The sequence below is a fragment of the Caulobacter sp. CCH9-E1 genome (genome assembly GCF_001556515.1).
Taxonomy (GTDB): Bacteria; Pseudomonadota; Alphaproteobacteria; order Caulobacterales; family Caulobacteraceae; genus Caulobacter.
Genome location: NZ_LSJA01000022.1, coordinates 1 through 11,963, shown reverse-complemented (window position 1 = coordinate 11,963; position 11,963 = coordinate 1). Strand labels below are relative to the sequence as shown.

The following is an 11,963-nucleotide window of genomic DNA, read 5'->3' as shown; positions in this document are numbered from 1 at the left end:
CGGCGCGAACACCGCCACGATGGTGAAGGTGGTGGCCACGACCGCCAGGCCGATCGAGTCCGCGCCGACGATGGCCGCCTCGTAGGGGCGTTGGCCGGCGGCGACGCGCTTTTCGATGTTCTCGATCTCGACGATGGCGTCGTCGACCAGGATGCCGATCACCAGGGTCAGGCCCAGCAGCGTCACGACGTTGAGCGAGAAGCCCATGATCGCCATGAAGATGAAGGTCGGCACCAGCGACATCGGCATGGCGATGGCGGTGATCAGGGTGGCCCGCCATTCGCGCAGGAACAGCAGCACCACGATCGCGGCCAGGATCATGCCCTCGACCAGGGTGCGGACCGTGGCGTCGAAGCTGGCGCGGGTGTCGTCGACGACCGAATAGATCTTGGTGAAGGTCACGCCCGGATGGGCCGCCTCCAGCTTCTTGATCGCGGCGTTGACCCGGTCCTCGACCTGGACGTCGCTGGACTCCTTGGTCTTGCTGACCTGGAAGGCCACCACCGGACGGCCGTCGAGGCGGGCGAACGAGCGCGGCTCGGCCGCGCCGTCGCCGACCTGGGCGACGTCGGTCAGCTTCACATAGCGGCCGCCGGCCACCGGGATGGTCAGGGCGCGCAGGTCCTCGGCGGTGTGGGCCGCGGCCAGCACGCGGACGGTCTGCTCGCGCGCGCCGACGATGGCGCGGCCGCCCGGGACGTCCTGGCTGAACTGGGCCAGGGCGTTGCTGAGCTGCGGGGCGGTGACGCCCGCGGCGGCCATGCGCTCGGGATCGACGACGATGTTGATCTCGCGCTCGACGCCGCCGACGCGGGCCACCTGGGCCACGCCCTTCTCGCCCTGCAGGGCGCGGGCGATGGTGTCGTCGACGAACCAGGACAGGTCGGTCATCGACATATCGGGGGCCGAGACCGCGTAGGTGTTGATCGGCAGGGAGTCGAGCTCGATGCGCTGGACGATCGGCTCGTCGATCTCGCGCGGCATCTCGGTGCGGGTCTGGTCGACCTTGGAGCGGACGTCGTCGACGGCCTTCTGCAGGTCCATGCCCATCTCGAACTCGATCTGCGTGGTCGAGGCGCCCTGGACCACGGTCGAGCGGATGCTCTTGACGTTCGAGAGGCTGGCCACCGCGTCCTCGATCGGACGGGTGATCTGGGTCTCCATCTCGCCGGCGGCCGCGCCGCTCTGGGTGACGGTGACGACGACCATCGGGAACGAGATGTTCGGGAACTGCTTGATCGGCAGCATGAAGTAGCTGGCGATCCCGCCCAGCATCAGGGCGATGAACAGCACCGCGATCGGGATTGGGTTCTTGATCGCCCAGGCGGAGACGCGGAGTTGCGACGACATCAGCGGGCCGCCTTTTCGACCGGCTTCACCTTGTCGCCGTCCAGGGTGAAGGCCGAGCCGCCCAGCAGGACGCGCGTGCCGACGGCGGGGCCGTCCAGCAGCTGCACCCAGCCGCCGGACCGGGCGCCGGTCTTGACCGGGATCTGGCGGGCGCGGTTCTGGTCGTCGACCGCCATCAGCGAGGCCCCTTCGGCGTCGAGACGCAGGGCCGCCTCGGGCACGGCGGCGACCTGGGCGCCCGAGGCGCCGAACACCGCCGTGGCCACCCCGCCCGCGCGCAGGGCGTCGTTCAGCGGCAGCTGCACGCGCACGCGGCCAAGGCGGGTGTTGGCGTCGATCAGCGGGCTGATGATGCGGACCTTGCCCGACACCGTCGTCCCGCCGGGAACGGTCACCTGCGCCGGCTGGCCGACGCGGACATTGGCCAGATCCGCCTCGTTGACCTCGGCGTTCAGCTCGACGAGGCCGTCGCGGGCGATGCGGAACCAGGGCGTGCTGCCGCCGGCCACGTCGCCGGGACGCACGGTCCGCTCCAGCACCCGGCCCGAGACCGGGGCGGTGATGGTCATGCGGCGGTCGCGGGTGCGCAGCTCTTCCAGGGCGGCGGCCTGGGCCTTTGCGGTGTAGCGGCGGCTCTCGATCTGCTCCTGGGAGAGGATGCCCTGGCCGTCGAGACCGGTGACGCGCTTGGCCTCCGCCTCCGCCTGGGCGGCGACGGCGGCCTGCTGGGCGATCTGGGCGCGCAGCAGGGTGTTGTCCAGCTGGGCCAGCGGCTGGCCGGCCTTCACCCAGGCGCCTTCCTCGACGAAGACATTGGCGACGCGATAGCCGGAGAGCTCCGAGCCGACGGCCGCCTCCTCGCGCGGGATCAGCTGACCCGAGGCCTTGAACCCGCCGCCCAGGGCGCGGGTCTCGACGCGGGTGACCGAGACGGCGCGGGCCTGGTCGGCGCTGGCGGGCTTGGCGGCTTGCGGCTCGGTCTTCTTGCCGCAGGCGGAGAGGCCTCCGCCGACGCCGACGAGGGCGGCGCTGACCAGGGCGGTGGCGATCAGGGAGCGGGTCGTCATCGGAGCGGGTCTCATTGCGCGGAAGGCTTCTGGGGAACGCTGGCGGGCGTCCAGCCGCCGCCGAGCGCCTTGTAGGTCTGGACGGCGCGTTGCAGCGCCTGGGTCTGGGCCCCGGTCAGGGCCGTGCGGGCGCCGCGCCAGGACTGTTCGGCCTGCAGGGCCGTGGTCAGGTCGGTGAGCCCGGCGGCGTAGCCCTTGCGGCTGGCCTCGTAGGCGACGGCGGCGCGACGCTCGCCGGCGGCCAGCAGGGCCACGCGCCGCTGGTCGGCGTCGAGTTGGACCAGGGCGTTCTCGGCCTCGCCGAACGCCTGCTGGACGGTCTGCTCGTAGGTGACGGCCGCCTGCTCGACCCGCGCGCCCTGGGCCTTGATGTCCGAGAGCAGCTTGGGGATGTCCAGCACCGGGATCGACAGGTTGGCGCCCAGGGTCCAGGCCGAGCTGGTGGTCGAGCTTGTCGCGCCCTGCTGCAGGAAGCTGGGGCTGACGGACTTCGAGATCCCGAGGCCCGGCGTCAGGGTCAGGGTCGGAAAGAGCGCCAGCTCGTTGACGTTCAGGGTCGCCGACGCCGACAGCAGCCTGGCGGCGGCCTCGCGCACGTCGGGACGGCGGGCCAGCAGCTCGGCCGGGGCGGCGGCGGGGATCGGCGGCGCTGCGGCCAGGACCGGCTCGACTGGCAGGCTCGCCAGCGGATCGACGCCCTTGCCGACCAGGATCAAGAGGCTGCGGCGCGCGGCCTGCAGCTGGGCTTCCAGCTGGGCGACCTGGGCCTGGGCTTGGGCGAGGTCGGCGGCGGTGCGCTCGCCCTCCGAGGTGGCCGACAGGCCGCGGCGGCCCTTCTCGGCGGCGACGTCGTACAGGCTCTGGGCGATGCGGGCGTTCTGGCGGGCGTCGTCCAGCTGGACGGCGTAGCCGCGCGCCTCGAAGTAGGACTGGGCGACATTGGCGGCCAGGGCCGCGCGGGCGCCCTCGTACGAGAAGCGGGCGGCGGCCAGATCGTTGTCGACCACCTTGCGGGCGGTGCGGCGGCGGCCGATCAGATCCAGCTCCCACGAGACGTCGAAATTGGCCGAATAGGTCTTGCTGACCCCGCCCTGGGTGAAGCCGCCCGAACCGCTCTGGTCGATGATGTCGGTGTCGGTGCGCTTGGCCGAGCCGGTCAGGGGCGTGGAGGGAATGTAGAGCTGGCGGATCTGGCCCTGGCGCGTGGCGCGGGCCTCCTCCAGTCGCGCGGCGGCCAGGCGCGCGTCGGGCGCCTGGGCCAGGGCCGTCGCGACCAGTTCGTTCAAGACCGGATCGTCGAAGCTGGTCCACCACTGGTCCAGCGTCGCGGTCGGCAGGGGCTTGCCGGCCGGCGCCGCGTAGGCGGCGGGCAGGCGCGTATCGACCTTGGGGGCGGGCGTGACGCAGCCGCTGAGCGCGACCGCCGTCGCCGCCAGCAGGGTCCCGCGCGCGTGGAAAGAGGAGCCAGAACGCCCGGCCGCGCCGGTCTTGGCGAAACGCATGAAGATCAGTTCCGATTGTTGCGGCGGCCGGACGCGAGACGGCGACCGATGTTGTCCCACTTAAGCGTCCCTGGAGGGATGCGAAACCCCTCGTCGAACGCTTCGGCTAAGCTTCTGCTGCGACGCTCCCAATCCTGCCACCGACGCCCCCTATACACGTCACATATACGAGGCGAAGACGCCGCCGGACGAATACCAATCCCTTCGCAAGCTTGACCTTCGGCGGGATGTGATAGACCCAAGGACGCATGAGCGATTTTCCCGCCGACATTTACTCCGAACCGGAAGACGTTGATCCGGACACCCTGGCCAATCTGGGGCCGTTGACCCGGCTCGCCGGCGTCTGGGAAGGCCGCAAGGGCGTCGACCTGAACCCCAAGGCCGAGGGGCCCGAGCGCCGCGAGTTCCGCGAGCGCATCGAACTGCATCCGATCGACCCGCAGGCCAACGGTCCGCAGCTGCTGTATGGCCTGCGCTACCACGTCCACATCGTCGCCTCGGACGAGGATGTGACCTTCCACGACCAGATCGGCTACTGGCTATGGGAGCCGGCGACGGGGCTGATCATGCAGACCCTGGCCATTCCGCGCGGCCAGGTCGCGCTCGCCAAGGGCCAGGCGAACCCCGACGGCTCGGGCCTCTCGGTGCGCGCCGAGCGCGGCGGTCCGGGCTACGGCATCTGCTCCACCGACTTCCTGGAGTGGGCGTTTCGGACGGATTCCTACCAGCTGGACGTCCGCTTCGAGGACGACGGCGGCTGGTCGTACGTCTCCACGACGATGCTGCAGGTCCGGGGTCGCGACGAGCCGTTCAAGCACATCGACCGCAACACCCTGGTCAAGGTCGGCGAACCCAAGCCCAACCCCAGCGCCCGCATCGCCGCCGGCGAGAGCCTGGCCCAAGCGCACGGGTTCCTGACGCTGGGGTGAGGGGCTAAAGCTCTTCGTCGCTGATCCAGGTCGGAATGTCGGTGGCGGCGTGAAGGACCCGCCAAACGTCGATGTGGTCCGGGCGCTGAACATAGAAGACGAAATATGGGTAGCCCTTCAGCGCTCGACTTCTCAAACCGGGCAGGTCGAGTTCGTGGGCGTAGCGGTTGGAGCCAGCGGCGGGGCTTTCACCGATCCGGCGATAGCATTGCTCCAGAGCCTCGATGAACCCGAGCGCGACCTCGCCGTTGGCCTCGGCCAGGTAGAAGGCTAGCGCTTCATCGACATCCTGTTCGGCGCGCCTGCGCCGAACGATCCGGTACGCCGTCACCGTTGGCCGCGCACACGCGCCCTTAGGGCTGCGAAGTAGTCTTCATCAGAGACGGCGCTCGGCGGAGAGTTGGCCCCCTCGAGCAGCAGGCCGCGCAGCTTTTGACGATCCTGGTCCTTGCGGATCAGCTCGCGCACATACTCGCTGCTCGATCCATAACCACGGCCTGTAACCTGCTCATCGACGAAGTCCTTGAGCGTATCAGGCAGCGAGATGTTCATCGTCGTCATAGGGCCAGCATCGCGCCGTTGGCAAATTTTGGCAAGGCAGGCGAGGCCCGCGGGGCTACCTACAGATAATCCAACAAGCTCGGCGGTCCCGCCATGGAGCCATCCGCGTTGAACATCCGGCCCAGCTTGTCGCGCGAGGCCTGGAGCTCGACCATCTTGCTGTAGGTCTGCGGCGTCCAGCCGGAGGCCTGGCGCTCCTCGGCGGTCATGCCGGCGTAGCGGGTGATCATCGCCTTGCCGAAGCCGCCCTCGTCGGCGCTGGTCGACTGGTAGCTGGCCTTGATCGCGGCGCTGTCGCGCGAGCGGACCTCGATCTGGGCCATGCGGGTCTCGTGAGCCGAGAACTGGCCGTCCTGGTTCAGGGCCACCGCGGCCAGCGAGCGGTCGTCGAAGCGACGGAAGTCGATGTCGCCGCTGTCGGGGCTCTTGGCCGCGTCTGGATGCACCGCCAGCGAATACTGCTTGTCGAGCGCGGCGCGGACATCGGTCGCGACCTTGCCGAAGTCGCGGGTCTTGGCGCCGGCCACGACGCCGCCCGCCTCGTGCATATAGGCCGCGACGGTGTCGTTCTGGACGCCGACGGGCGCCAGGCCCGGGCGGGCGATGGCCTGGCCGCGGGCCTCGACCAGGGCCGCGCGGTCGCGGCTCCAGGCGGCCGAGGCCTTCTCCTCGGGGCCGGCGGCGTCCATCTGGTCGATGGCGGTCTGGTAGAGGGCGGCGTAGTCGCCGGTCAGCCGCGCCTGGGCGGCGGGGGCGGCCAGGGCCTGGTCGCTCTTGGCCTTCAGCGCCAGCGACGCGACCACCTGCTGCTCGATCGGGAAGCCGCCGCCCTGGTTGCTGGCCACGGCGTAGAGCGTGCGGCGGTCCAGGCCCGAGACGTCGATCGTCGGGTCGCCGTCCTTCAGCGCGCTGGCGGTCTTGGCCGCCTTCAGCAGCGCGGCGATCTGGGCCTTGGCCTCGGCGACCACCCCCTCGGTCGCGCGGGAGTCGGTCTGGGCTCTCAGCGCCGCCTGGGCGGCCGCCGACAGGGTGACGTTCACCGCCGGGGTGTTGATCGTCGGGCTCTGATCGCGGGTCTGGCCGTAGCCGGTCGCCTGGTTGGCGCGCTGCGTCGCCGTCTGGCCGGCGGTCAGGCCAGGCGCGTAGGTCGACGAGTACGGATTGATCGTCGTCATGCGGCGAGACTCAAGGCGAATCAGTGCCTTGAGCGTATCAGGCGAGGGCGACGCGACCTAGGTTATGGTTAATGTGTCGCAACACTTTGCCCCTCTCCCCTTGCGGGAGAGGGTGGCCGCCGTCAGGCGGACGGGTGAGGGGGGGCACGAGCGGAGCCGCCTTCCGACCCCTCATCCGGCCTTCGGGCCACCTTCTCCCGCAAGGGGAGAAGCAACCTACCCCAACACCCCGGTCAGCAGCGGCCGGGCGAACAGCTCGGCGGCTTCCTCGCCGTTCAGGCCGGGAACCCAGGTCGGCAGCGAGGCGGCCGCGTTCAGCATCGAGTTGATCATGTGGGCGGCGATACTGGGGTCGATCGGTCGGATCGAGCCGTCGGCGATCCCGTCGGAGATGATCGAGGCGAAGCGCTGCCAGCCGCGCATGTAGCCGTCGGCCATGTCGCCGCGCAGGGGTTCGGGCAGGGCGCCCAGCGACGAGGCGCGCAGCAGCGGCCCGTGCTCCGACAGCTGGTAGCTGGTCAGTCCGGCGGCGGTCGAAACCAGCTGGGTCCAGCAATCGGCGCCGAGGGCCCCTTTTCCGAGTTCTCTGGCGTCCAGCTGCGAGCGGCGGGTGACGGTGAAGGTGCGCTCGAAGCACTCGGCGACCAGGGCGTCCTTGTCGTCGTGGTGGTGGTAGAACGAGCCCTTGGTCACGTTCAGCGCCGCCGAGATCTCCTCGACCGAGGCGCCGCGATAGCCGCGCTGGTTGATCAGGCGGGTGGCGGCGACCAGGAAGGTCTCGCGCCACTCCAGGCCGTCGAGAGACGTCGGGGTCGGGTCGGGCAGGGGACGCGGCGCCCAGGCTCGACCGGCGGCCGGCAGGCCGTTCAGCAGGATGTCGCCCATCCGGTCGCGCACCCGGCCATAGTCCTCGACGTCGTAGCGGCGCAGCCACCGGCCCGACCAGAAGACCTGCTCCATCAGGAGGTGGGCGCGGGCGTTGCGCTGGCGCTTGTCCAGATGGGCCAGGGACGGATCGTCGAAGAAGCTCCGCACGCGCCGGAACAGGTTGTTGAACGCCTCGACCACCGAGCCGCGCAGGGGCTCCTTCAGCGCCTTGACCTCGGCGAAGCTGGTCAGGGGCGTGGCCTCGCCCAGCCGCACGCTCCGGTGCAGGTCGAGATAGAGCTCGATGAACTTGACGATGCGGTCGGCGGGCGAGCCTTGCGCGGCGGCCTCCTCGACCATGGCCTCCAGGCGCTCCAGGCCGCGCATGAAGCAGGCCGCCGCCAGATCGTCCTTCTTGCGGTAGTAGTAGGTGACGCTGGTGGTGTTGAGGCCCACCTGGGCGGCGACGTCGGCCAGGGTCATGCCGCGCACGCCCTGGCGGTTCAGGATCGCCGTGGCCGCCGCCAGGATCGTCTCCTTCTTGCGGGCGTAGCGCGCCGTCGCCGCTCCGCCGATCCGACCATCGTCCATCGAACTCACCCCAAAAACGCGCGGGCCAGGAGCCGGCGCGATCGGACGTTTCGCCTATCTAGGCGTCCGAGGCGCGGCCCGAAAGACCATCCCTTCCGTAGAGGGACAATCGCCTCCCCTAGCGTCGGGGTTTGTCAGGAATGTTTCAGGGGGTGCTGGCGGGGGGCTGATCATCCGACCGTTCCGCACAAAATCCGTCAGCGGCGTCCTAGGCGGATATGCTGAGGGGGCGTGATGGGGGATTAGGAGACTCGGGTTTCCTTCTCCCCCCGCGGGAGAAGGTGTCAGCGAAGCTGACGGATGAGGTTGAAAGACGTGTCGGGATAGCGGAGCGCGCCCCCTCACCCGACCGCCTTCGGCGGCCACCCTCTCCCGCAGGGGGAGAGGGAAATAGGTCCCCTCAGGGTCGATCCCAGTCCTCGGCCTAAAACCCGACCTTCCCGGCGAATGCCGGGATCCAGATCGAACCCATTGACGCCCGGCCGTATAGTCCAGAGCCATGTCGCGTCATCCCCAGCCGCTCCGGATGAAACTGGGCCCCGGCATTCGCCGGGGAGGTCGGTCTATCTGGAGGGCTTCTCGGACCGCCCCTACGACGCCTTCAGCGTTCCCGTCCTGTCGCTGGTCAGCACCTGGATGATGGCGCGGGCCAGGGCGGCGGGGGAGAGCGGCTTGGCGATCGCGCCGTCCATGCCGGCGGCGACATAGCCGGCCTGCTGGTGGGCCATGGCGTTGGCGGTCATGGCCAGGATCGGGGCGGTTCCGATCGGGGCGGGCAGGGCGCGGATGCGCTGCGTGGCCTCGACGCCGTCCATGCCCGGCATCTGGATGTCCATCAGGATCAGGTCGAAGCCCTCGCGGGCCATGGCCACGCCCTGGACGCCGTCCTCGGCCAGGCTGACCTGCGCGCCCAGCGCCTCCAGCATGCGGCCGGCGATCAGGCGGTTGGTGGCGTTGTCCTCGACCAGCAGCACCCGCAGGCCGGCGAACAGCGGCGTGTCGTCGTCATCGTCATGGGCCTCGACCGGCGCCGCGCTGGCCTCGGCCTCGATCTCGATCCAGAAGGTCGAGCCCTGGCCCGACGTGCTGTCGAAGCCGACGTCGCCGCCCATCAGCTCGGCCAGGCGCCGGCAGATGACGAGGCCCAGGCCCGAGCCGCCGAAGCGTCGGGTCGTCGAGCCGTCGCCCTGCCGGAAGCGTTCGAACAGCTTGGCGGCCGCCTCGGGGTCGATGCCGACGCCGGTGTCCTCGATCTCGTAGCGCAGGCGCAGGCTTTCCCCGTCGCGGCGACCCGACAGCCGCGCGACGACCCCGCCGGTCAGGGTGAACTTCACCGCATTGCCCAGCAGATTGAACAGGGCCTGGCGCAGGCGCAGGGGGTCGGTGACCACCCAGCCGAGATCCCCGGCGGCTTCCACCCGCAGATAGAGCCCCTTGGCCTCGGCCTGAGGGCGCAGCATCTCGGCGACGCCGCGCAGCAGCTCGGCCGGCTCGGTCGGCTCCGGCGCCAGCTCCAGCTTGCCCGCCTCGATGCGCGAGACGTCGATGATGTCGTTCAGCAACTGGGACAGCATCTCGCCGCAGTCCAGCGCCTCGTTCAGCAGGCGACGGCCGTCGGCCGACAGCCGCTCCTTCTTCAGCAGATGCAGCACGCCCAAGACGCCGTTCATCGGGGTGCGGATCTCGTGGCTCATATTGGCCAGGAACTGGCTCTTGGCGTCGGCGGCGGCCAGGGCCGCGTCGCGGGCCTCGACCAGCTCGGTGACGTTCTGGCTGATGCCGATCACGTCCCAGGTCTCGGGGCTGGCGCCGCGGACGCCGCGCCAGGACGAGTGGATGTGCGCCCAGCGGTCGGCCGGCGGGTCCAGGTAGCGGTAGTCGATCTCGATGTGCTCGCCCGTGCGCAGGGTGCGCGACAGGGCCTCCCAGGCGCGGTCGCGGTCGTCGGGATGGATCGACTGGGTCATCTCCGAGATCGACATGGTCCGCATCCCGCCTTCTGGATGGCTGGGCGTGGGGATGTCCTGCTCGAAGACGTAGATTCCCTTGCGGGCGTTGAAGCGCCAGACATAGACGCCGGTGGCGGTGCGCAGGAGCTCGTTGGAGCGCTCGGCCTGCTGGCGGGCGATGTTGCGGGCCCGCTCCTCGGTGCGGTCCTGGAACACGATCAGCAGGTCGCCGCCCTCCAGCACCTTGGACTGCGAGCGCACCCACAGCCAGCCGCCGCCCTTGCGCGCCAGGCGGTGCTCGCCGGTGGCCTGGCCGCGCGCCTGAAGGATCCGGTCGATATCCTCGATGATCGGCGTGTCGTGCAGATGGAAGAAGTCGTTGATGTGCCGGCCCAGCGAATCCTCGGGGCTCCAGCCGGTCGCCTGGGTCCAGGCGGGATTGACGCGGGCGATGGTCCGGTCGTGCAGCACGACGAACATGTCGAGGCTGCTCTGGAAGAACCAGTCGGCGGCCGCCGCTTCGATCCTTGAGGCAGCCCCCGCGTCCAAGTGCTTGCCCATCCTGATTCCCTCGTCTTCAATTAGGATGCGCTCAAGCGGGTAAAGTTTGGGTTGCGACGGAATGTCGCGCTCGCCCTTTTCGGGCGACGCCAAAAGACAATGCGCAGGGGAGAGAGAATCTTGAGTACGCCGGAAGCCGTGGGAATGTCGTCCGAGCGCCTGAAGCGCATCGATGGCTTCATCCAATCCAAGTACATCGACAGCGGAAAACTGCCCTGCGCCCTGACCCAAGTCTGGCGGCGCGGCCAGCTGGCCTACACGTCGGTGCTGGGCCATGCGGATGTCGAGCGCGGAAAGCCGCTGAAGGCCGACAGTCTGTTCCGCATCTATTCGATGACCAAGCCGATCACCAGCGTGGCCTTCATGATGCTGGTCGAGGACGGCCTGGTGGCGCTGGACGATCCGGTGCACCGCTTCATCCCGGCCTGGCGGAACCTCGGCGTCTTCAACGGCGGCGTGCAGGGCGCCTTCCTGACCAAGCCGGCCACCGAACCGATGCGGATGATCGACCTGCTGCGCCACACGGCGGGCCTGACCTACGGCTTCCAGCAGCGCACCAATGTCGACGCCGCCTATCGCAAGCTGAAGCTGGACGGCGTGGACAGCGAGGGCGGCCTGCAGGCCTTCGTCGATGCGCTGGGGACCGTGCCGCTGGAGTTCTCGCCGGGCGAGTCCTGGAACTATTCCGTCGCCACCGACGTGCTGGGCTATCTGGTCGAGACCATCTCGGGCCAGCCGTTCGACGTCTTCCTGAAGACCCGCATCTTCGATCCGCTGAAGATGGTCGACACCGGCTTCTTCGTGCCCGAAAGCCAGCGCGCCCGCTTCACCGCCTGCTACGCCCTGACGCCGTCGGGCAAGGTGGTGCTGCAGGACGACCCGGAAAAGAGCCGCTACCTGAGCGATCCGTCCCTGAAGTCGGGCGGCGGCGGGCTGGTATCGACGGCCGACGACTACATGCGCTTCTGCCGCATGCTGCTGAACGGCGGCGAGCTGGACGGCGCGCGCCTGCTCAGCCCCAAGACCATCAAGCTGATGACCATGAACCACCTGCCGGGCGGCCAGGAGCTGACCCAGCTCTCCAAGTCCCTGTTCAGCGAGGCGGTGTTCGAGGGGCTGGGCTTTGGCCTCGGCTTCGCCATGACCGTCGATCAGGCGCGCACCAAGAATCTGGGCTCGCTGGGCGAGTACTTCTGGGGCGGCATGGCCTCGACCGCCTTCTGGATCGATCCGGTCGAGGACCTGGCGGTGGTGTTCATGACCCAGCTGATGCCCTCCAGCGCCTACCCGATCCGGCGGGAGCTGCGGACGTTGGTGTATTCCAGCCTGACCGAGGCGGCGGGGTAGGCGGATTTCTCCTTCTCCCCTTGCGGGAGAAGGTGTCAGCGAAGCTGACGGATGAGGGGTTGAA

General features: G+C 69.5%; 10 protein-coding genes. 2 read left to right on the top strand and 8 right to left on the bottom strand.

The features are described from left to right. The 3 genes from AX690_RS01415 to AX690_RS01405 form a co-directional block, all read right to left on the bottom strand. The coding region (locus AX690_RS01415) for an efflux RND transporter permease subunit (RefSeq protein ID WP_197426744.1) at positions 1-1,350 on the bottom strand (1,350 nt) is incomplete at its 3' end. Then, positions 1,350-2,417, bottom strand: coding sequence for an efflux RND transporter periplasmic adaptor subunit (locus tag AX690_RS01410; protein ID WP_082769432.1), 1,068 nt, complete (start codon positions 2,415-2,417; stop codon positions 1,350-1,352). The genes AX690_RS01415 and AX690_RS01410, both read right to left, overlap by 1 nt. An 11-nt stretch (positions 2,418-2,428) precedes the next feature. After that, positions 2,429-3,919, bottom strand: a complete 1,491-nt coding sequence (locus tag AX690_RS01405) for an efflux transporter outer membrane subunit (protein WP_066683340.1) — start codon at positions 3,917-3,919, stop codon at positions 2,429-2,431. A 248-nt stretch (positions 3,920-4,167) separates the two neighbouring features. On the opposite strand from AX690_RS01405, the gene AX690_RS01400 reads away from it, so the two are divergent. Next, the gene (locus tag AX690_RS01400) at positions 4,168-4,848 is read left to right on the top strand and encodes an FABP family protein (RefSeq protein WP_066683338.1); all 681 of its coding nucleotides are present in this window, start codon (positions 4,168-4,170) and stop codon (positions 4,846-4,848) included. Positions 4,849-4,852: 4 nt separating this feature from the next. Here the strand turns inward: AX690_RS01400 and AX690_RS01395 are convergent, their stop codons facing one another. From AX690_RS01395 to AX690_RS01375, 5 genes are all read right to left on the bottom strand, one after another. Then, positions 4,853-5,179 carry a type II toxin-antitoxin system RelE/ParE family toxin gene (locus AX690_RS01395; protein WP_066683336.1) on the bottom strand — a complete coding sequence of 109 codons (327 nt, stop codon included), beginning with the start codon at positions 5,177-5,179 and terminating at the stop codon, positions 4,853-4,855. Beyond that, complete coding sequence (locus AX690_RS01390) at positions 5,176-5,409, bottom strand: type II toxin-antitoxin system ParD family antitoxin (RefSeq protein ID WP_066683334.1); 234 nt, start codon at positions 5,407-5,409, stop codon at positions 5,176-5,178. The genes AX690_RS01395 and AX690_RS01390 overlap by 4 nt, the downstream gene beginning before the upstream one ends. Positions 5,410-5,468: 59 nt before the next feature. Then, positions 5,469-6,584 carry a hypothetical protein gene (locus AX690_RS01385; RefSeq protein ID WP_066683332.1) on the bottom strand — a complete coding sequence of 372 codons (1,116 nt, stop codon included), beginning with the start codon at positions 6,582-6,584 and terminating at the stop codon, positions 5,469-5,471. A gap of 216 nt (positions 6,585-6,800) precedes the next feature. Continuing rightward, positions 6,801-8,051, bottom strand: coding sequence for a TetR/AcrR family transcriptional regulator (locus AX690_RS01380; protein WP_066683331.1), 1,251 nt, complete (start codon positions 8,049-8,051; stop codon positions 6,801-6,803). Between the two features lie 581 nt (positions 8,052-8,632). After that, positions 8,633-10,552 carry an ATP-binding protein gene (locus tag AX690_RS01375; RefSeq protein ID WP_066683330.1) on the bottom strand — a complete coding sequence of 640 codons (1,920 nt, stop codon included), beginning with the start codon at positions 10,550-10,552 and terminating at the stop codon, positions 8,633-8,635. 120 nt (positions 10,553-10,672) lie between these two features. Between AX690_RS01375 and AX690_RS01370 the strand changes: the two genes are divergently transcribed. Then, a complete protein-coding gene (locus AX690_RS01370) occupies positions 10,673-11,899 on the top strand; it encodes a serine hydrolase (RefSeq protein ID WP_066683329.1) in 1,227 nt (408 codons plus the stop codon). Positions 11,900-11,963: the final 64 nt, after the last annotated feature.

Bases quoted from the DNA above. Each gene is read 5' to 3' on its own strand.
- AX690_RS01410 (WP_082769432.1), bottom strand. From the start codon at position 2,417: ATGACGACCCGCTCCCTGATCGCCACCGCCCTGGTCAGCGCCGCCCTC.
- AX690_RS01405 (WP_066683340.1), bottom strand. From the start codon at position 3,919: ATGCGTTTCGCCAAGACCGGCGCGGCCGGGCGTTCTGGCTCCTCTTTC.
- AX690_RS01400 (WP_066683338.1), top strand. From the start codon at position 4,168: ATGAGCGATTTTCCCGCCGACATTTACTCCGAACCGGAAGACGTTGAT.
- AX690_RS01390 (WP_066683334.1), bottom strand. From the start codon at position 5,409: ATGACGACGATGAACATCTCGCTGCCTGATACGCTCAAGGACTTCGTC.
- AX690_RS01385 (WP_066683332.1), bottom strand. From the start codon at position 6,584: ATGACGACGATCAATCCGTACTCGTCGACCTACGCGCCTGGCCTGACC.
- AX690_RS01375 (WP_066683330.1), bottom strand. From the start codon at position 10,552: ATGGGCAAGCACTTGGACGCGGGGGCTGCCTCAAGGATCGAAGCGGCG.